The 19,769-nt window shown below is 67.9% G+C and carries 18 protein-coding genes; 6 read left to right on the forward strand and 12 right to left on the reverse strand.

Going from position 1 to position 19,769, the window contains the following annotated elements; translation table 11 throughout:
• Window positions 1–6: 6 nt before the first annotated feature.
• From ACIBH2_RS32305 to ACIBH2_RS32320, 4 genes are read right to left on the reverse strand one after another with little or no spacing between them, the layout of a single operon-like run.
• Window positions 7–1,011 (reverse strand): pyridoxal phosphate-dependent aminotransferase, encoded by a 1,005-nt coding sequence (locus ACIBH2_RS32305; protein WP_397124507.1) that lies wholly within the window; start codon window positions 1,009–1,011, stop codon window positions 7–9.
• 5 nt (window positions 1,012–1,016) lie between these two features.
• A complete protein-coding gene (locus ACIBH2_RS32310) occupies window positions 1,017–2,027 on the reverse strand; it encodes a 3-oxoacyl-ACP synthase III family protein (protein WP_397124509.1) in 1,011 nt (336 codons plus the stop codon).
• Complete coding sequence (locus ACIBH2_RS32315) at window positions 2,024–2,689, reverse strand: SRPBCC family protein (RefSeq protein ID WP_397124511.1); 666 nt, start codon at window positions 2,687–2,689, stop codon at window positions 2,024–2,026. Before ACIBH2_RS32315 ends, ACIBH2_RS32310 begins: the two co-directional genes overlap by 4 nt.
• Complete coding sequence (locus ACIBH2_RS32320; protein WP_397124513.1) at window positions 2,686–4,488, reverse strand: thiamine pyrophosphate-binding protein; 1,803 nt, start codon at window positions 4,486–4,488, stop codon at window positions 2,686–2,688. Before ACIBH2_RS32320 ends, ACIBH2_RS32315 begins: the two co-directional genes overlap by 4 nt.
• Before the next feature lie 277 nt (window positions 4,489–4,765).
• Between ACIBH2_RS32320 and ACIBH2_RS32325 the strand changes: the two genes are divergently transcribed.
• Window positions 4,766–5,551 carry an amino acid-binding protein gene (locus ACIBH2_RS32325; protein WP_397124515.1) on the forward strand — a complete coding sequence of 262 codons (786 nt, stop codon included), beginning with the start codon at window positions 4,766–4,768 and terminating at the stop codon, window positions 5,549–5,551.
• Here the strand turns inward: ACIBH2_RS32325 and ACIBH2_RS32330 are convergent.
• The 4 genes from ACIBH2_RS32330 to ACIBH2_RS32345 all read right to left on the reverse strand — a co-directional run bounded on the left by ACIBH2_RS32330 (window position 5,535) and on the right by ACIBH2_RS32345 (window position 8,717).
• Window positions 5,535–6,716, reverse strand: coding sequence for a hypothetical protein (locus ACIBH2_RS32330; RefSeq protein WP_397124517.1), 1,182 nt, complete (start codon window positions 6,714–6,716; stop codon window positions 5,535–5,537). The genes ACIBH2_RS32325 and ACIBH2_RS32330 overlap by 17 nt on opposite strands.
• Before the next feature lie 87 nt (window positions 6,717–6,803).
• The gene (locus ACIBH2_RS32335; protein ID WP_397124518.1) at window positions 6,804–7,463 is read right to left on the reverse strand and encodes an arsenate reductase ArsC; all 660 of its coding nucleotides are present in this window, start codon (window positions 7,461–7,463) and stop codon (window positions 6,804–6,806) included.
• 361 nt (window positions 7,464–7,824) lie between these two features.
• Window positions 7,825–8,406, reverse strand: a complete 582-nt coding sequence (locus ACIBH2_RS32340) for a carboxymuconolactone decarboxylase family protein (protein ID WP_397124520.1) — start codon at window positions 8,404–8,406, stop codon at window positions 7,825–7,827.
• Entirely contained in the window at window positions 8,406–8,717 is a 312-nt protein-coding gene (locus ACIBH2_RS32345; protein WP_397124522.1) for a hypothetical protein, read from the reverse strand. Before ACIBH2_RS32345 ends, ACIBH2_RS32340 begins: the two co-directional genes overlap by 1 nt.
• 139 nt (window positions 8,718–8,856) lie before the next feature.
• Between ACIBH2_RS32345 and ACIBH2_RS32350 the strand changes: the two genes are divergently transcribed.
• Window positions 8,857–9,573, forward strand: a complete 717-nt coding sequence (locus tag ACIBH2_RS32350; RefSeq protein ID WP_397124524.1) for a hypothetical protein — start codon at window positions 8,857–8,859, stop codon at window positions 9,571–9,573.
• On the opposite strand, the gene ACIBH2_RS32355 is transcribed toward ACIBH2_RS32350, so the two are convergent.
• Both ACIBH2_RS32355 and ACIBH2_RS32360 read right to left on the reverse strand, forming a co-directional pair.
• Complete coding sequence (locus ACIBH2_RS32355) at window positions 9,570–10,652, reverse strand: hypothetical protein (protein ID WP_397124526.1); 1,083 nt, start codon at window positions 10,650–10,652, stop codon at window positions 9,570–9,572. The genes ACIBH2_RS32350 and ACIBH2_RS32355 overlap by 4 nt on opposite strands.
• A 47-nt stretch (window positions 10,653–10,699) precedes the next feature.
• Window positions 10,700–11,077 (reverse strand): VOC family protein, encoded by a 378-nt coding sequence (locus tag ACIBH2_RS32360; RefSeq protein WP_397124528.1) that lies wholly within the window; start codon window positions 11,075–11,077, stop codon window positions 10,700–10,702.
• Between the two features lie 127 nt (window positions 11,078–11,204).
• On the opposite strand from ACIBH2_RS32360, the gene ACIBH2_RS32365 reads away from it, so the two are divergent.
• Genes ACIBH2_RS32365 through ACIBH2_RS32375 form a run of 3 tightly spaced genes read left to right on the forward strand, consistent with a single transcriptional unit; the run spans window position 11,205 to window position 16,742 of the window.
• Window positions 11,205–15,146 carry an amino acid adenylation domain-containing protein gene (locus tag ACIBH2_RS32365; RefSeq protein ID WP_397124530.1) on the forward strand — a complete coding sequence of 1,314 codons (3,942 nt, stop codon included), beginning with the start codon at window positions 11,205–11,207 and terminating at the stop codon, window positions 15,144–15,146.
• A 57-nt stretch (window positions 15,147–15,203) separates the two neighbouring features.
• On the forward strand, window positions 15,204–16,226 hold the full coding sequence (locus ACIBH2_RS32370; RefSeq protein WP_397124701.1) for a fused (3R)-hydroxyacyl-ACP dehydratase subunits HadA/HadB: 1,023 nt from the start codon (window positions 15,204–15,206) through the stop codon (window positions 16,224–16,226).
• 18 nt (window positions 16,227–16,244) lie between these two features.
• Window positions 16,245–16,742: a nitroreductase/quinone reductase family protein gene (locus ACIBH2_RS32375; protein ID WP_397124532.1), complete on the forward strand. Its 498-nt coding sequence runs from the start codon at window positions 16,245–16,247 to the stop codon at window positions 16,740–16,742.
• Here ACIBH2_RS32375 and ACIBH2_RS32380 read toward each other — a convergent pair.
• Complete coding sequence (locus tag ACIBH2_RS32380) at window positions 16,711–17,616, reverse strand: NAD(P)-dependent oxidoreductase (protein WP_397124533.1); 906 nt, start codon at window positions 17,614–17,616, stop codon at window positions 16,711–16,713. The two genes, ACIBH2_RS32375 and ACIBH2_RS32380, sit on opposite strands and share 32 nt — an antisense overlap.
• A gap of 106 nt (window positions 17,617–17,722) precedes the next feature.
• Here ACIBH2_RS32380 and ACIBH2_RS32385 point away from each other — a divergent pair, with 106 nt between their 5' ends.
• Complete coding sequence (locus ACIBH2_RS32385; RefSeq protein WP_397124703.1) at window positions 17,723–18,043, forward strand: winged helix-turn-helix transcriptional regulator; 321 nt, start codon at window positions 17,723–17,725, stop codon at window positions 18,041–18,043.
• Here ACIBH2_RS32385 and ACIBH2_RS32390 read toward each other — a convergent pair.
• Entirely contained in the window at window positions 18,040–19,650 is a 1,611-nt protein-coding gene (locus ACIBH2_RS32390; RefSeq protein WP_397124535.1) for a hypothetical protein, read from the reverse strand. The genes ACIBH2_RS32385 and ACIBH2_RS32390 overlap by 4 nt on opposite strands.
• Window positions 19,651–19,769 lie beyond the last annotated feature (119 nt).

Below are 19,769 nucleotides of genomic sequence, written 5' to 3' on the forward strand. Positions count from 1 at the left end.
GTTCGGTCACCGGACCGCGGCCACCGCGGCCAGCACCGCCTCGGTCGCGGCGCAGTCGCCGACGGTCACGCGAATTCCCGCAGGGCAGTGCTTCACCAGTATCTCCGCGTGTGTGAAGGCCGCGTCGAGGCGATGCAGCTCGGCCGCGTCCGCGACGGGGAGATAGACGAAATTGGCCGCGCTGGTGGGGATTCGCCAACCGAGCTCGCGCAGGCCGGTCGCCAACCGAGTGCGTTCGTCGGTGATGGCTTCGACGCGGGCGGCCAGCTCCAGTTCGGCCGCGTAGCAGGCGCGTACGCCGACCTCGGCGAGGGCGTGCATTCCGAAGGGCACCTGCCAGCGGCGGATGCGGGCAATGAGGTCCGGGTGCCCGATGGCGTAGCCGATGCGCAGCGCGGCCAGACCGAAGGCCTTCGAAAAGGTGCGTACGGCAATCAGATTCGGATGGCGGTCGAGCAGGGCCTCGGTGTCGGCGCGTTCGGCGGGTGCGACGAACTCGATGTACGCCTCGTCGAGGAGGACAGGCACCGAGGGGTCGACGGCGTCGAGGAAGCTGTCGAGGGCCTCCGGAGCGAGGCGAGTTCCGGTGGGGTTGTGTGGATTACAGAGCACGATGAGCGCGGTGCTGGCATCGCCGATGGCGGCCATGGCCGCCAGGTCCTGGCAGCCCTGCGGGGTCAGGGGCACGAGGACCGCTTCCCCTCCGACCGTGGCGGTCAGCAGCGGATAGCCGTCGAAGGTCGGCTCGGTCATGACCACTCGACCGCCCGCCGCCGCGAATTCTTGCAGTACCCACATGATGACGCCGGTCGCGCCCGGGCCTACGGCGATGCGGGCACGGTCGTAACCGTGGTGCTCGGCGATCAGGCGCGGCAAGGTGGCGGGAATGAACTCGGGATATCGGTTCGCGCCCGCCAACGCCTCGGTCAGAGCGGCATGTACCGAAGGCAGTGGGCCGTACGGGTTTTCGTTGAGCGCCAGCCGGTGTCGGAGCCCGGCGCGGGTCCTCACCGGGCTCACCGTCCACCCCACCGCACCGCGGCCGCACCCGCGAAATCTCCGGCGTGCGCGAAACCCGCGAACATGACGGTATCGCCCGGCCGCACCCGGCCTTCCCGGACGGCGTGGTCGAAGGTGATGGGAATGCCCGCGGCGAACAGGTTTCCACATTCGTCGAAGGTATCCGGATGGCGTTCACGCGGCAGTTGCAGCGCATCGCGCCAGTTACGCAAGAAGGCGCGATTGGGCTGATTGGTGACGAGCAGATCGAGGTCCTGGGACGCCATCGCGAGCCGTTGACAGACGGTGTGCACCACCTCGGGCACGATGCGGTTGCCACGCTGAAGCACCTTGGCGATTTTCGAATCGGTGAAACCGACGTGCATCTGGCCGGTCCCGGCCTCCCAGTAGCGGCGCGGCGGGTCGGCGATCACCGTCATCTGCCCGGCGAATTCGGGGAGGTGGCGGGTTTCGAGATCGAGGATCGGGGAGCTGTCGGATTTGACGAGCAGACCCGCGCCCGCGCCATCACCGGGTATGGCGGCCTGCGGCTTTGCGCGCACCTGCTCCTGGGTGAAGATCTGTCCCGCGGCGTTCTGCACGGTCACGACGAGTGCGGCGCGGGCCGAGGTGCTTACCATGATCTGGCGGGCCAGCTTCATGGCGTGGATGAAGGCCGCGCAGCCGCCGTTGTGTAGGTCGATGAGCCATTCCGGGGCGATACCGAGTCGGGCGGCCACCTCTCCCCCATTGCCGACAATGCCGGTTTCGGGCAGCTGGGTGTGCACGATGAGAATGTCTATGTCGCGCAAGACCTCTCGACCGTGGCGTTCGAGCAGGGGTGCGACGGCGCGTTCGGCCATATCGGCCGGGGTCTCGCCGGGCGCGATGTGGCGGCGGAACTTGGGGGCCTTGAACATGGCGTTCGAGGTGATGTCGGAGGGGTCGGCGAAACGTTCGAAATAGTCAGCGGGGACGGCGTTCTCGGGGAGGTAGCCGGAGACGTCGAGCAGGCTCACGGTGGTCATGCGGGGGTCATCCATTCGGGCTTGATGGGCGCGCCGGCGGCGTGGCGGTGTTCGCAGATCGCCTTGAGATTGCGCAGTTCCAGCAGATGTCCGGCGGCGAAGAGATGCCAGAAATCGCCGACCCACACGGGGCGGTCCGGCGGCGCGGTCTCGGGGTAGCCGTTGTTGTCGTAGAACGGGTGGTGGCAATTGGTCCACAGCACGACCGATCCCGGCTTGCCGAGGACCAGTCGCGCGTCCACGACCCGCATGAGGTAGATCATCCAGAGATGGTCGGCCTGATCCCAGGCGCAGTGGTAGTCCACGGTGCGGGCCTCCGCGCTGGCGACGGTGCGCGTGTAGATGCGCGTGTGTTCGCCGATCCGGTCGTCGCACACCCACAGACCCGGTTGGTCGGTGCGCTCGAAACCCCGCATGCTGTAGGTCCATTCGGCCAAGCTCCGGGTGTCGGAGAGGTAGTCGAACACCTCGTCCGGCGGCGCGTCGATGTATTCGTTGACGGTGCAGTAGTTTCCGTAGATCTCGTCGTGCGGGTACACCGCCCGGGTCATATCGAGCACCATGGGCATGCCCTCGTTGAGCGCGAGCGTTTCGATGCGGTAGACACCCGGCACCTCCAGGTCCGGGACGTCGATCGGTGCGGCGTCGGATTCGATGGTCATGCGGTGAGCTCCTTCAGAAATGGTGCGAACGGCGGGATTTCGTCCGGATCGCAGACGACCTCGAGGAATACGGGGCCGGATGCCTCCCTGGTTCGGTCGAGTGCGTCCTTGAGTTCGGCCAAGGTGGTGGCGATACAGGTGGGCAGCGAGGGATACGTGGCGGCCACCCCCGCCCCGAGCTGGGCGGGCGCGAACCGGTTGAAGGTGTACTCGCCGGAGAAGTACAGCTGCTCCCGCGTCACGCACATGGCGTGCGCGTTGTTGTTGAACACCACGAACGTCACCGGCACGTGGTACTCGACGGCGGTGTGCACCTCGTGGCCGTGCATGAGGTACGCCCCGTCCCCGGCGATCACACAGGTGCGCCGTCGACGCCCCAGCGCACTCCCCACGCCCGCCCCGAACGCGTACCCCATGCCGCCCATCCCGAGCGCGATGACGAACCGTCCATCCTCGGCCACTGGCAGGTAATGCACTACTGCCGCACCGGTATTGCCCGCGTCCACGACCACATCGGTCCCCGGCGCGAGCCACTTCGCGATCGCCGACACCGCCTCCCGGTATCGAATGCCGGGACCGGCCGCGGGGGGCACATCGAGTTCGACCGGCCGACGATGCGCATCGATCGCCGCCGGATGCGCGCCGCCGCCAGCATCCTCGGCGCGCTTCGGCACGGCGGATGCGCCGGTGCTGGCGCTGTCGGAGTGGCCGGTGCCGACCCGCGCGGCCAGGTCGGTGAGCGTTCGCGCCAGTGGCGCGCGTAGCTGAAAGTCGGTGTGAACGAAGGGCGATTCCATGCCGAGGTGTAGTACTCGAGCCTGGGGCAGGATCGCGTCGAGCCCGGCGCGGGCGGTGAGCGGGAGTGTTGTGCCGACGAGGACCACCACCTCGGCAGCGGCGAGGAGGTCGGGGGCATTGCGGTGGCCCATGATTCCGACAACTCCCGCGAAACCGCTGTGCGTGTTCGGGAAGGTGTCTCGGGCGTCCGGGGTCACCAGGACCGGCGCGCCGAGGGCTTCGGCGAAGATCTTCAGTTCGGCGCGAGTATTCGCGCGGGCGATCTCGGGTCCGGCGATAATCACGGTGCGGCCGGACGCTTCGCGCAGCAGGGTGACCGCCGCGTGGTCGATGGTCGGCGGGTGGTGCGCCGCGGCGACAACCGAATCGGAAAGGGCAAGTGCGGTGTCGAGTGTCGCGATGAGGGGCGAGTCGACAGGACGCTCCCGCTCGGGCACCGGGGATTCGGGCGCAGCCGTAGCGGTCTGAATATCCTTGGGCAGCAGCAGCACCGCCGGGCCGCCGCCGTACGCGGAGTCGATCGCACGGTCGAGTGCGGCGACGGTATTCGTTGGGTCGCTGACTCTCTCACAGTGCCGGGCCACGGCACCGAATAGTCGCTCGGCGTCCAATCGCCCTGGCGCACCGCTGGTGTCCTGGAATGCTCCACGCCCTTCGAGCGTGGTCGGCGGCTGCCCGACGAGCGCCAGTACCGGCACCCGCGAGTCGAACGACTCCCCCAGGCCCGCAAGGAGATTCAGCGCCCCACCGCCGGAGGTCGCGGCTACGACACCGAGTCGGTTGGTGGTGCGCGCGTAGCCGTCCGCCATGGTCGCGGCACCGAATTCGTGTTTGGCGACCACACCGGTGAAACCGCTCGGCCCCCGCTCCACCGCGTCGTAGATGTCCTCGATATTCGCACCGCCCACACCGAACAGATGGCTGGAATGTCGCGCGATCCGGGTGACGATCAGATCGGCCACCGTTACCGGCCCGTTCGAATTACATCGTGCACGATTCATCTCGCACAATGTAACCAGACAACGTCTGCGACACAAGCAAAGTTCGCGTGAACATCCTTGCGGGACAGCGCTGTTCGTTGCTCGGACATCCAATAGTCCCGCCACGCAACAGCGAACGAGATCGATAGGCAAATACAGTGCTACTCGTCACTACCGACGCTCGAATGTATGGCACGCCACCGAAAGCCTCTACAGCGCAGCCACTTTGCACTCGTACTTCATCGCGTTGTTACAACCGGGCACACAGGGGAAACCTCGATTCGCGACCCTGGTGAATATGAGGCGAACCGATATCCTGGCCTGCGAGGTGTGCGGCCGCCTACCGCATCCGCGCCGCACCCGACTGGCGTTGGCCAAGCTGGCGGCGGTGTTCCCGGTGGAGCTGGCGCTGCACGCCCTGGTCCTCCACTACGAGCTGCCCTATCTCGCAACGGTATTGCTGCTCACTATCACCACCACCATTCTCGTCATCTGGGTGGTGGAGCCTTCCGCCATGCGCATGCTCGGTGCGTGGTTGCACGGCCCGGAGTTGCGGCACCGCGCCCATGTGCACAGCGCCGATCAACTGTGGCGCATTCGCGTGCGCATCGACGACCGGCCCGGGCGGCTGGAAATGCTGGCCAAGCAGCTGGCCCATCGGCGCGCCAATATCCTCACCGTGCACGTACACCACCTCGAGAACGGCGTCCTGGACGAGCTCGTGGTGGCCACGCCCGCGGAGATCACCAGCCACATCCTGGAATCGGCGATCACTCGGGCGGGTGGCGCGGTGGTCGGCATTTGGCCCGCCGCCGCCCTCACCCTGGTCGACGGCCAGACGCGGGCGCTCAGCCTCGCCGGTCGGCTGGCCGCCGATCCGGAGGAGCTGCCCCTCGTGATCGCGGAACTACTGGGGGCGCACTATGTGCCGAGCGCCGAGTCCGCCGACGCCAGCGGGGTGGTCCTCGAGATCGACGCGCCGCCCATGACCTTCGTCCGCGCGGGCGAGCCGTTCACCCCGGCGGAGATAGCCCGCGCGCACCGCCTCACCGATCTCGCCCTGGCGGTCACTCGTCAGGGCTGACACCGCGCGCGGCCAGCAGGGCCAGCGTCGCCTCGTCCGGCCATTCCCGCGCCTCGAACCGCGAGGGATTCAGCCCCGGCAGTGGCACCAGCCCCATGATCTCCACGACGGCATCGAAGGGGACGGTGCACACCACTTCGATCTCGTCGTCGGCGTCATTGCGCACGAAGTGCACGTAATCCGCTTCGGGCAGGAGATATTCCACGCCTTCGCCCCAGATGGTCACCGTGGCGGGAACCCCGTCGAACAGCTGGAACAGCACCGAGGCGACGAAGGCCGGTGCCACATCGCTGAGCGGGAGCAGATCGAGATCGCGCTCGAATTTGTCCTCCAGGAACCGGGTTTGGATGGCGTACTCGGTCACCGCCAGCCCGCCGCGCGCCCGCAGCGCCGAGGGATGCGCCTCGACCTGATCGAGCGGCACGACCGTGCCGAATTCGTCGACGGTGTAGCCCTGCGGCGAAATCTGGCGCGGCGCTTCGCGATACTGCTCCTCCACCATCTCGAAGATCCGCTCGAGCAGCTCCGGATCGTCGGGAATGACCAGCAGGGTGTGATCGTCGGGAATGAAGGCGACCGGTCGGTGTGCACCGCCGCCGTAGCTCGCCAGCCACCCCGGCACCAACAGCCACGAACCGAAGTACGAGTCACCGTCGTCGACGAATCGGACGATCTCCAACTCCTCGGGCGACCCCGGCCGCGCGATCGCGGCGATGTTCTCCCGCGCCGCCGCGAAGATCGTCTCCGGCTCGACGCCCCAATTCCGAGTCATATCCGCGGTCACATAGGCCCGGGTGCGCGGCAGGTCGACCACCACCGCCTCGTTGACGAACGGGAACGCGGGCCTGCTCAGCATGGCCTTGGCGACATCGGTGTCGTCGAGTCCGTAGGTCACCGGCCGCAGGACCGGGCGTAGCAGGGGTCGGGCGCTCGCCCAATCCTCCGGCGGGGCATCGGTGGTCGTCATCGCGCCCACGAAATGCGCGATCATCTCCTCGCGCTCGTCCTCCTCCGCCGCCGCGCATTCGGCGAAGACATTGCCCAGATACAGCACCTCGTCACCGCTGTGCCGCACCGAGAATTCCTCCGCCAGATACTCCGCGTCGGTCACCCCATGGGCCCGCAGACTGCCCATGACGGCCTCCGCGAACCGCTCCCGTTCCATCCGGTTCCGCTCCTCGCCCTCGAAATCGCCTGTCGCCGTAAGATTCTGCACGGTCCCACCGACAGGCGGAGGCGTTAGGCGAAGGAACTACCCGGCGGCCAGGTGCAGATTGACCACCAGTCGGCGAATCCGCACCTCGATCTCGTCGCGAATGGCGCGCACCTCCTCGATGCCCTGCCCCGCCGGATCACGCAGCGGCCACTGTTCGAATCGGTGGCCGGAGAGAATCGGATCGGTGTCACCGCAGCCCATATCGATCACCACGTCGGCGGCGCGCATGAGCTCGTCGGTGTAGGGCTTGGGGTACTCGGTGGTGATATCGACGCCGCGCTCGGCCATGGCCTCCACCACGAGCGGATTGATCGCCGCGCCCGGCTGCGAGCCGCCGGACCAACCCGCCGCGCGATCGCCGACGAAGTGGGTGAAGAAGCCCAGCGCCATCTGCGAGCGTCCCGCGTTGTGGGTGCACACGAACAGCACCGCCGGTCCCGCGGGTGTGATTCGGCCTTCCAGCTTGGCCAGCGCGGTCAGGCGTTCGCGCGCGAATCGTTCGGCCAGCAGCGGGAGGTAGTCGGGGACGGTCGCGGTGGTGGCGAGCCGATCATAGGAGGAGATGAGCATGTGCTCGACGATGTCGGCGCCGTAGACGGTGTGGAACTCCTCGCGTAGCCGGGTCGCGGCCCGTTCCAGCGCCGCCTCGCGGGCGGCTGGCATCGTGTCCGGTGCCACCAAACGTTGCTCGGTCATGATCCACTCCCTTCTGCAACGACGGCTCTCGGACGGACCGGCTTCGTTGCCCAGGGTGCGGATACACGCCAACCGCCCAAACCAGTCTCCCCAAGTTCTACCGGCGTCGCCACCCAGCGCCGAGCCTCGACGCACGCGACGGGTACCACGTTCGGCGATACCCGCAGGCCAGGAGTGCCCGTGACGGCGGGGTCTCCGCGGGGGCGTTCCCTGGCGCTATGGCGCAGGACACAATCGCCCTGGCCATCGCATCACGGTAGGCCCGCGCAGTGGCGGGCGATCGCGTCATGCACGCGATTTCGTGGGCCGTTCACCGATCATTCGATCGATCGGGACTGTGCCGCAATGTATCTCGACGGGTTTACCGGTAGCCGCGCGCGAGCAGGTATTTGGCTCCCGCGTCGAAGCCGTCGGGGCCGAGCACGTCGAAGCCGAAGGCGTCGGCGAGGCGGTTGGTGGTGTCGAAGGCGGCGCAGACGGCCAGGGCGTCCTCGATCTGGCGGCGGGTGACGCCCGCCGCGAGGACGGTGCGCATGTCCTCGGCGCTCACCGTGTTCTCGCGGGTGAGTGTGCCGAGCATGCGCAGCGTCGCCCGCAGACCCTCGTCGATCGGGGCGGAGTCCAGGTCGGTCAGGACGGCTCGGACCTTGTCGTCGTCGCGATAGGCGCGGCTGGCGGTGGCGGTGTGCGCGCCGACGCAGAAGGCGCACTCGTTGGCCTTCGAGACGTAGGCGGCCATCAGTTCGCGGTCGGCGACCGACCAGTCCGATGGTCCGCGCATGGCTTCGTGCGTGAATTCCTTCGCTCGGTCGCCGTAGAAGTCGGGGCGGTAGAAGACGAGTTTGGCGGCGTCGGGAACCGGTTGCCCGGAGAAGAGACGGATCAGGGCGAACAGCGCTTTGGTTCGGCGACGGTAGCCGCTGTCGAGAATCTCGAGGCGCATTATTCGGTCTCCGCGGTGGCTTCGTCGAGGGCGGCCAATCCGGCGTCGTAGCGGCGCGTGGATTGCCCTACCGCGGCGCATATCACCAGTTCGAAGACCTGGTCTTCGCTGTATCCGGCATTCGCGGCCATCGTGAAATCGGCGTCGGTGATGCGTGTGGGGTTGGTCGCGACCTTGTCGATCAGGGCGTCGAGGGGCGGGGAGAGATTGGCATTGCCGAAGGCGCGAGCGCGCTCCTCCGTCGATGTCCGGCCGTCGCCGTTGAGGACCCGGTCCACCAGCGCGCGCTGCGCCGCCCGCCTCTCGCTCATCTCCGGGACCTTACTCCCTCTCCGAGTGGACGAGGGTGTCGTTTTCCCTGATGGCCGTGGCGTTATCGCAATACAATTTGGATGCTTCGCCTGTGTTCGACCATCGACTCTCGACCCTCTCGAGAGGGGTTTGACCGAAATGATCATCGCCAGAATCGCCGCGACGTTCGCGGCCGTCGTCACGCTCACCGGTGCGCGGCTCACCGCGGGGTCGGGTACCGCGCAGGCGTACGGCCCGTGGTCGTGCGCGCCGGACAATCCGTTGCAGCCCACCGCGGAGCTGTTCGGCACCTGGAATACCGCCACCATCACCGATCCCGCCGATCCCCGCATGAACGATCCGCTCACCCAGTTCGAGCTGGAGACGAACCTCACCGCGGCCATGGAGCTCGGACTCACCGTCCACTCCGAACCCGTCGACGGAATCTATTGGTCCGAGCAGTCCCGGCAGATCACCTACGAGCCCGCGCGCCGCTTCGAGCTGGCCTGTACCGGTCGCGACAATCTGTGCTGGATCGCCGACGACCTGAAGGTGCGCTACAACCAGGAGGCGGTGCTGGGTATCGAATTCCTGGCCGCCGATCATGAGCGCGCCGACGGATTCCTCGTGCGGGTGCCGGGCGTGGACCTCGTTCGGGTGCACGATGCGCTGCTGGCCGATCCGTGGGCGCGAGAACGGCTCGGCGGCGGGTCGATCACCGAGGACGGCACGCTCATCCTGGTCGCCGACCGCGGCGATCTCGAGGTGGCGCGGGCATTCGTCGAAGATCTGGGCGCGCGGTGGGATCCGGCGGCGGTGCGCTACGGGGACCGTCAGTTGGTGACGGGGTACTGCGTTCCGGGCGTCTACTTCTAACCCGTCTCGGAGCGGAGCCAGAGTCGGCTGCCGTCGTCGTCGGTGGTCGCCACCAACAGTCCGTCGGGCAGTGCGACGATCCGGGCGTCCGCCGAGCGGACGGGCAATGGAATGTCTTGCCAGTCGGTGCAATTCGCGGTCAAGGACGCCAGATGGGCCGTGCCGTCGAGGCGTGTGACGGCCAGTGCCTCGCCGCCTTGCCGAAGGATCTGCGAGATATCGACGACGGATGCCGCGGGGCCGTCGACGGGCGCGGCGTCTGCATGGGTCCAGCACAAGGTGCGCGGCGACGCGCCGAGCGTCTGACCGAGCACCAGGCATCCGCTGCTGTCGCAGCCGACTCGCGATGCCACCGCGTCGTCGCCCTTCAGCTCGATCCGTCGCCAGGACACCCCGTCACCTGAAATCCATTGCAGCGGTCGTGATCTCCCCTGCGTCAGCGTCTGCCCCACCAGTACGAAGCCGGAAGGTCCCGTCGTCACATCGGCTGCTCCGGTCTGCTCCCCCGGCGCGGAGGTGAGCGCCGGGTCGTCGGCCCGCCGCTGCCAGACGGCGCCATCCGCCGAGGTCCATACGGCCGCCCCGTACCGCCCGCCCGGTCCATCCCAGCCGCCGACCAGCAGGCTGGTGCCGCCGAGGGCCGCCGCCCCGGATACCGCGATCGCCTTCGGCCCGCCGAACATCTCGACCACCTGCGGATGCTCCACCAGCGTGTCGGCATCACCGCTCCAGACGGTCATGCGCGGATTGCTGTGCGCCCCACCGAAAGCCTGCCCGAGTGCGACGATCCGGTCTCCCCTACCGGCCGAAATCAACTGGGCCGCGAAGGCATAGGGACTGGACGGATGCACCGAGACCGCGCGCCATCGCCGCCCATCGCCGGAGTGCCACGCGGCCGGTCCCCGCCCGTGCGCGGTAGGTATCGACCCGACCGCCAGGACGCCGTCCTCGACGCGCACGAAATCCAGCACCCGCGCACCGGAGGCCGGAGCCGACAGCTCCACCCACGGCGAATCCGGCACGGCCCCACCGCATCCGACGAGCAGCACCCCGGCCGCCAGGATCAGCGCCCGAATCATTCACCTACTGTGCCAGAGTGCCGCCCGCTCGCGGGGCGGTCCGACGCTCAGGTATCGCTGTCGGTGACACCCCAGACCAAACAGAAGGTGTGCCCCGCCGGATCCCGAAACACCCTGAAGGTGTCGTCCTCGACAGCGTCGGTGATCCGTTCGGCCCCCAACGCGAGCACATCCCGCTGGGCAGCTTCGATGTCATCGATCTGAATATCGAGGTGGAACTGCTGCGACCCGTGCGGGTCGGGGAACCGCGGCGGCTCGTGCTTCGGTGACAGCTGGAACGCCAATCGCCGCCCCACCGGGTCCGTCAACACCGACCAGGTCTCATCCACGGTCTCGACGCTCCCGCCGAGCACCCCTTGATAGAAGTTCGCCAGTGCGGCCGGTTCTTTGCAGTCGAGCACAACAGAACGAAGCTTTCCGATCATGTGAAGAGGGTTGCCTACGTGGCGTCGAGCAAACGCCGTCGGCAAAGTTGTCCTACCACCGCACCCCGATGCCGTAAGTTTGCCCTGTTGTACGTTTCGTCAGCGGCGGTGTGATCCCGAGGGAGGCGTGTCGACGGTGCGGCCGGAAACCGGCACGGCGATGTATCCGTTGTCGAAGGCGCAGTGGGGTTGGTGGCTGGCGCAGCAGTTGTATCCGGATGTGCCGGTGACGGTGGCGTTGTATCTGGAACTCACCGGGCCGTTGCGGCTCGAGGTGATCGCGGGGTGTGCGCGGCGGGCGGCGCGGGAGTTGGAGACGCCGCATGTGCGGTTTCGGGTTTCGGAGGGGTTCCCGTACCAGTACGTCGATGTCGCTCGGGAGTTGCCGTTGGAGATGGTGGATCTGCGGTCTCTGCCCGATCCGGTGGGTGCGGCGCTCGAGTGGATGGAGCGCGACCACGGTACGCCGTTGGATCCCCTCACCGACGAGTTGACCGTCGCCGTCGTCTTCGCGGTGTCGGCGACGCGGCATCTGCTGTATCTGCGCAGCCATCATGCGGTGCTCGACGGGGTGGGGGCCGCGGCGGTGCTGCGGCGGACGGCGCAGCTCTACCGGGCGCAGGTCGAATCCGCCGGGGAGGCGTGCGGCACGGTGCCCACGTCGGGGGCGTTGACCTTGGTCGAGATGCTGGAAGATGAACGGGCATACCAGAATTCGCCGCGTGCGCAGGACGATCGCGAGTATTGGCGCAAGCAGCTCGCCGGGTTCGACGGCCCGGTAGGCCTGGCCGGGCGGGCGGCGCCTCCGGCGGCCCGCCCGCATCACGTGACGGGCACCCTGGACGACGCGACCGCGCCGCTGCTCGTCGCCGCGCAGGCACGCTACGGCGCGACGTTTCCGGAACTGGTGATCGCGGCGTTCGCCTGTTACCTGGCGCGAATGACGGGCACGTCCGATGTCACCCTCACGCTGCCGGTCACCGCCCGCCCGACGGTGGCGCTGCGGCGCTCGGCCGGAGCCATGTCGAATGTGGTGCCGCTGCGGCTGACCGCGGTCGATGGGAGCACCGTCGGAGCCGTTGTGGCACAGGTGCGTTCGGCGGTGATCGGGGCGCTGCGGCATCAGCGTTTCCGGCACGAGGATATGCGCGATGCCCACGACGCGGCGCTGGGCGGATTCGGTCCCGTGGTCAATGTCCTGGGTTTCGTGGAGCCGCTGCGGCTGGGACCCGTTGTCGGACAGGCCCGCCTGCTCGCCCTCGGTCCGGTGGCCGATCTTCAGGTCAACGGCTATCAGGCCGGGCCGGACGAGCGGTCGGTGAGCATCGACTTCCAGGCGAATCCGGCGCGCTACCACCGCGCGGAGGTGCAGCGACAGCATCGCCTGTTCCTGGACTACTTCGGCCACTTCATCGCCGCCGACCCCGACTGTCCGGCAACAGGATTGGGCAATCCGCCGATTCCCTCGACCGCCCCGCCGAGGGGTCCGGTGCGGTTGCTGCCCGAGCTGCTGTGCGCGTCCGCGCCGACGGATGCGATTGCGGTGTGCGACGGCGGCCGTGCCATGACCTATCGGGAGGCCGACGCCTGGTCCTCGCGGTGGGCGCGCGTCCTGCTGGCACGCGGCGCGCGGCCGGGCGGGTTCGTGGTGGTGGCGATCCCACGATCCATGGAATCGGTGCTGGCGCTGTGGGCGGTGGCCAAGACCGGTGCGTGCTTCGTTCCCGTCGATCCCGCCGACCCCGCGTCCCGAAACGCGGCGGTTGTCGCGGATTGTGGTGCACAGCAAGGCATTACAGTCGCATCCGTCGTCGCGGAGTTGCCCGCCGACGGCATCGAATGGCTGGTGCTGGACGATCCCGAGACCATGGCCCTCGCGCGGCGGTGCGCCAGCACGCCGATCGACGATGCGGAGCGCGCTCGCCCGCTACGCCCGGAGTATCCCGCGTATGTCATCTACACCTCCGGCACCACGGGCGCACCCAAGGGCGTCGTGGTCAATCATCGCGGCCTCGGCTCGCTGACCGCGTATCTCGTCGAGCACTACCGTCTCGGCCCGAAATCGGTGCTCCTGCACTCGCATACCGCGATTTTCGATGCTCACTTGCTCGAACTCCTGGCGGCGTTCGCGGCGGGTGCGCGTTTGGTGGTCGCACCGCCGTCGGTGGTCGCGGGCGCGCCGCTGGCCCGGCTCATTCGTGACAGCGGATGCACGGTTGTGCAGACGGCACCCGCGGTACTCGCCACCTTGACACCGGCTGAGGTGCCGAACCTCGAGGTGGTGGCCATCGGCGGGGAGGCGTGCCCGGCGAAGCTGGTCCGGGAGTGGGCGCCGCACGTGCGGCTGTGCAATGGTTACGGACCCACCGAGGTGACCATTATGGCGACCGAGACGGCGGCCATGTCCGCCGAGGACCCGGTCTCCATCGGCGACCCGCTGCCGGGTGTGTTCGCCGTCGTTTTGGACGCACGGCTGCGGCAGGTGCCGCACGGGGCCAAAGGCGAACTGTATCTGGGAGGTATCGGCGTCGCCGACGGTTACCTGAACAATCCGGTCGGGACCGCCGCGCGCTTCGTCGCCGACCCGTTCACCGTCGGCGGACGGCTCTATCGCACCGGCGACCTGGTGGCCGTCGGCCCGTGCGGCGGTTTCGAGTTCTTCGGCCGGTTGGACGGCCAGGTCCAAGTGCACGGTCGCCGTATCGAATTGGCGGAGATCGAGGCGGCGCTGTCGGCCGAACCCGAGATCGCCTACGCCGTGGCCACCGTCGCCGACGCGGGCCGCCCCGAGGCGCGTGTGATCGGATACGTCGTCGCCGCCGAGGGCGCTGGCGTGGACACCGCGGCGATCGTGCGGCGACTGCGCACCCGGCTGCCGTCCGCCCTGGTCCCCGCGATGGTGCTCGAACTCGAGCGTATTCCCGTGGCGGGCAATGGAAAAGTCGATCGCACCGCCCTGCCGACACCGGCCCCCGCCAGCCGCGCCTACCTCGCTCCGCGTACCCCGCTCGAGCGGGTGGTGGCGGAGAGTTTCGCCGCGATCCTGGATGCGCGGCAGGTGGGTCTCGACGACGACTTCTTCGAACTGGGCGGGAATTCGCTGCTGGGAGTGGCGGTTTCGGCGGCACTGGCCGAGGAGACGGGTGTGCCGGTCGCGGTCCGGTGGCTGTATGTCGCGCCGACGGTTCGGCTGTTGGCCGACCGGATCGCCACCTACGAGCCGACCACGGCCGACAATGACGACGCGCTGGGAATACTGCTCGCCCTGCGCCGTGGCGGCACCCGACCTCCGCTGTTCTGCGTCCACTCGGCCGTGCCACTGGCCTGGTGCTACGCCGGGTTGGCCCGCCACATCACCGACCGCCCCGTCTACGGCCTGCAAGCCCCCATGCTGACGGCCGAGACGCCCACCACCATCGACGATCTCGCCGATACCTACATCGACGCCATGCTCGGCATCCAACCGCAGGGCCCCTACCACCTCCTCGGCTGGTCCCTGGGCGGCCAGATCGCCCACGCCATCGCCGTCCGCCTGCGCGCTCGCGGCGCGGCGGTCGCCGTTCTGGCCATGCTCGACAGCGTCGTCATCCCGCCCGAGGCCGACCCGCCGCCTGTGCCCCGCATGCGCGATCTGCTCACCCATCTCCTCGGCGACGAACCCGACGACGCGGATTCCGCGCCCGAGGTCACCGCCGAGCAGGCAGCGGCCGAATTGGCCCGCGCGGGAGCGTCTTTCGGCACCGGCCTCTCCGCGACCCAACTCGAGCGCCTGCATCGCGGCTATGTCACCGGCGTAGCCCTCTCCCACGGTTACCGCCCGGAGGTCTTCGACGGCGACCTGCTGTATTTCTCGGCCACCAGGGGCATTACGGAAATGTTCGGAGCCGACCTGTGGCGGCCCTACGTCACCGGATCGCTCATCGAACATCCCGTTCCCGCGACGCACGCCCAGATGACGAACTCCGATGTCGTCGCCGTTCTCGGCCCGCTCCTCGCCACCCACCTGCGACGGTCGGCCGCCCCGGACTCGAGCGCCGCCGAGTGTGTGGGAGGGTGGAGCGGCTCGTGAATTCGGTTCCCCGGATACCGATTACGAGCTCGATCGGATCGTGTTCGAGGAGTGGCATTGGTGGAAGCGGCATTCGACGTGGCGGGGCTGGTGGGATACCGCTACCGCACGGACGACTACTACGAGGTCGGGCGCGAGAAGATTCGCGAATACGCCCGCGCCGTACAGGATTTCCATCCGGCGCACTGGCATCACGCCGCGGCCGCGGACCTCGGATACACCGGGCTGGTCGCGCCGACCACCTTCATCTCCATCGCCGCCATGCTGGCCAACCGCAGGCTGCTCGAGACGGTCATCACCGGCTACGACGTCTTCGTGCAGACCGATCAGGTCTTCGAGATGTACAAGCCCCTCGTCACCGGCGACCGGCTGGTCAGCGATGTGGAGCTCGCGTCGGTCCGCCGGATAGCGGGCAAGGATCTGCTGACCGTCACCAATACGTTCACCGATCAGCGCGGCGAGGTCGTGCAGGTCATGCACACCACGATTGTCGGTCTCACCAGCGCCGACGTAGACGCGGGCATCGGCGACGCGATCGGGCACGTGATCATGCACGGCTTCGATACCTCCAGTCCCGCGCCGGTGGTGAACACCGGCGGCAAGGCCCCGATTTCGGAACCGACCTACTCCACGGTGTCGCGCACGCGAACCCCCTGCACCGCACCGCGTTTCGAGGACATCGCGGTCGGCTACGAACTACCCGCCCGAAGCGCCCGGCTGACGCGCGGTGATCTGGTCAACTACGCCGGTGTCTCCGGTGACGCCAACCCGATCCACTGGAACGCCGATATCGCCGCACTCGCGGGTCTGCCCGATGTGATCGCGCACGGCATGTTGACCATGGGTCTCGGCGCGGGCTACGTCACCGACTGGCTCGGCGATCCCGGCGCGATCACCCGCTACGGGGTGCGCCTGTCGAATTACACGGTGATCGACGCCGCCGCGGCGGGTACCGTCGAATTCACCGGCCGCGTCAAGTCCGTGGACCCCGAGACCCGGACCGCCGTGGTCGTCCTGGTCGCGAAGTCCGGTGGCCGCAAGATCTTCGGACTCGCCACCGCGGATATCCGCTTGGCGTAACGAGAGGTGGGGGAACCCTTGGCGACGGACAACAGATCGACGCTCGGCCGAATCGTCTCCGCCGGAGGGCGATTCGCCAACCGGCACGGAATCTATGCCGGGCGTCTCTCCACCGCGTGGCACAACCGTATCTACCGGTGGAGCAAGGGAAAGCTCGGCGGACACATGCCCGGTCATCCCGGCGCGCGCATCCTCCTGCTCGACCACGTGGGAGCGAAAAGCGGTACCCGCCGAACGTCCCCGGTGATCTACGTCGATCACAACGGCGCGGTCGCCGTCGCCGCATCCAAAGCGGGCCAACCCACTCACCCCGCCTGGTTCCACAACCTGCTCGCCAACCCGGACACCACCATTCGCCTCGGCGATCAGATCCGCCCCGTTCGCGCCCGGGTGGCGAACCCCACCGAACGCGCACAGCTGTGGCCCCGGTTCGTCGCGGCCACACCGGATTTCGAGTTCTACGAGCAGCACGCGGGCGACCGAATCATCCCGGTTGTGATCCTCGAGCCTCGGTAGCAGCCGAAACCCGCTGGCGCAGCAGGTCCACGACACCGGTGGTCGATTCCTTTCCGCCACCCTCGGCGACCCGCCTGTCCATCAAAGCCATGAAGGGCGTGAGAAGTTCGGCGCTGACGCCCTGTTCGGCGGCGGTGCGCAGCAGGGTGGCGTTCGTCGAGACCATCATGGCCAGATTCGACTCCACGCCCTCGGTGTAGTCGCCGCTGGCCAGCTGCGCGGCGGTGCCATACGCGTATTCGGCCATCGCCTGCTGATAGGCGACCATGAGCGGCGCGAACTCCATCGGGGAGATGTCCTCACCGCCGATCAGCGCGAAAGCGTGTGTGGCACCGGCGAACATGCCCCACATGGCGCTGAGTAGCGCCATGTCGTACAGGGCCGCGAAGCCGGGGTCCGGGCCGACGTAGTTGACAGCGGCCGGTACCGCCAAAGCGGCGACGTGGGTCTCGTGCGCCTCCTCGCAGCCGCTGTAGAAGACGTACGCTCCCGAGTCCGCGACGCCGATCATCGAGGGGACGGCCATGATTCCACCGTCCAGAAGGCGTCCGCCCCGCGCGCCGATCCAGTCGGACAGGGCGCGGGCCTCACCGGGTGTGCTGGTGGTGAGGTTGACGATGTCCCGGCCGGTGAGGTCTACGCCGTCGAGGCTGGCACGCACCGAAGCGTCATCGAGGAGGCATACGACGACCAGACGGTTCGCCGTCACAGCTTCCGACACGGTGGCGGCGACCGTCGCTGCCTCTGGAACCGTTCGCGGACTGCGGTTCCACACCGTGACGTCGTATCCGGCGGCAAGCCAGGACCGGGTCAGAGCGGAGCCCATATCGCCGAGCCCGAGAACGGTGAGCGCCTTGTTCGAGTGCGTGATCATGCCGATTAGTCTTGGTGGGGCGCACGATTCCGCTCAAGTACGCACATGGAAGTGGGCACGTACGTCGGGGTAAGTCAGCAGGCAGGTGGAAGGGGTTGTCGTGCCGATCACACGCAGACCGGGCGCGTACACGTGCGGGCTCGACGCGACGCTGTCGGTGCTGAACGGCAAATGGAAGATGCTCATCCTGTGGCCGCTCAGCGAACGCCCGCACCGCTTCGGCGAATTGCGCCGTCAAGTCCAAGGCGTCACCGAGAAGGTGCTCACCACGCAGCTACGTGAACTGGAGGCCGACGGGATCGTCCACCGCGAGGTCTACGACGAAGTACCGCCGCGCGTCGAGTATTCGTTGACCCCGCTGGGCAAACAGCTCAACGAGGCCCTGCTGCCCTTGGAGGCGTGGGGGCGCGCGAACCTCATGGGTTAGCGGCAGGTTGTCGGCATGGCCGTGAGGTCCACTTTCGGGTGTGGGGCGGCCAAGCATGGCGCGGGCGCGCCGTCGAGGGTGCCGGGGCCGAATTCCACTGCTATGGCCGAGGAGTCGCCGGTATTGCGGGCTCGGATCAGGGCGCTCTGGGCGGCGGATACGGCTGTGTCGGTGATCGTGCCGCGCAGGGCGGCGGGGGTGCCGATATTGGTGATGGCTATGCCGTTGGCGGCTGTTCGGTTGATGGTGGTGTCGCGGATGTCGAAGAGGAGTTCGGCGGTGGCCGGGTTCGGGCCCGTGGGGGTGTAGGCGAGGAGGCCGATGCCGTCGGCGCTGCACTCGGAGAACTCGGAATTGGTGACGGTGAGGTCGGTGTGGCCGGTGCGGCCGAAATTCGTTGTCACGAGGCAGGTTCCGAGGTTGGCGGGGATGACGGGGTTGAGGATGGCCGCCGGGAACGAAGAGTGGCGGGCGCGGACGTTGTCGAGGGTGAGCGATTGATGTGCGCCGTCGGTGGAGAGGTTGTAGTTCTCGATGATGTCGCCGCGCACCGTGTCGAAGGTGCTGTTGGTGACGGTCACGCGGCTGGTCGGCGTGCCGTTGGTGGTCACGTATTCGAGGCCGTTGGCGCTGAAATTGCCGTGGCCCTCGTGGAATTCGTTGCGGTCGACGGTGACGTCGAGGCGGGCACGACCGAGGGGGTTGATGAAAATGCCCTCGCTGTCGGCGAGATGGTTCAGTGGTGAACTCGAGGGCGCGATATCGAGTTGGGCATTCCCGCTGAGTGTCGCGGTCAGGTGGGCGTCGTCGGCGGCCTGCAATCCCACCGCCAGTACCGAGAGTTTCGCCAGGCCCAGGTTGATATTCCTGGTCGTATTGTCGGTGAGCCGCGCCGTGACGCGACTGGTCCCGTGCGCGCGAATATCGATGCCGTCCCCACACGCGGTGTCGCGCACCGTATTTCCGCTGATCTCGACGTTCCCCGCCGCCGTCGAGAAGTCGGCCATGATTCCCGCCCACCCATTGTTGAGGGTGATGAAGTTCGGCAATGGATCGGCGGCGACACCGACCGCGATGGTCGGCGGCAGCGAGAACGGGCCGATCATGAATCCGTCCAGGCACTGCCGATTCGTTCCGGCCACGACATTCCCGCTGACCACGGTGTCGGCCGCGTCTTTTCCGTAAATTCCGCCGCGCCGCGCGCCGTCGATCGCCACATTTCGCACCTCGGCCCCCGGTGCCAGGCGCACCGCGTCACCGTCGTGATCACCCGTCGAATTCGTAATACGCGGCAGCGCGGCGTCATTCGGCGCGTCCACCACCGGCGCTCCCCCACCGATCAGCTTCTGTCCGGGCTTGAGCGTGATGCCGCCGTCGAGCGTCCGTCCCGAAACCGGCTGCACCACAATGGTGTCCCCCGCCGCCGAGGCCGCCTGCACTCGCGCCAACGAGTCGAAGGGCGCGTCGACTCCGCCATTGCCGCCCGGCCCCGCCGCCGCGCTCACGTACCACGTCACCGGCCCCGGTTCCGCCTGGGCGATTCCGGCCGCATGGGTCGCGCAGGCGAGCAAAACGAGCGCCGCGAGACGGCAGGTTCTGTTGTTCATGGTGCTCCGGTGGTCTAGCGCAAGAATGCCCTGCACATTTCCAGGCCGTCCCCACCACCGTCTATCCGGCAAAATCCCAGGAAATCTCCGGACTCGCGGGCCATGTGCACAATCCGCGC

The sequence above is a fragment of the Nocardia sp. NPDC050406 genome (assembly GCF_044459025.1).
In the GTDB taxonomy this organism is placed as follows: domain Bacteria; phylum Actinomycetota; class Actinomycetes; order Mycobacteriales; family Mycobacteriaceae; genus Nocardia.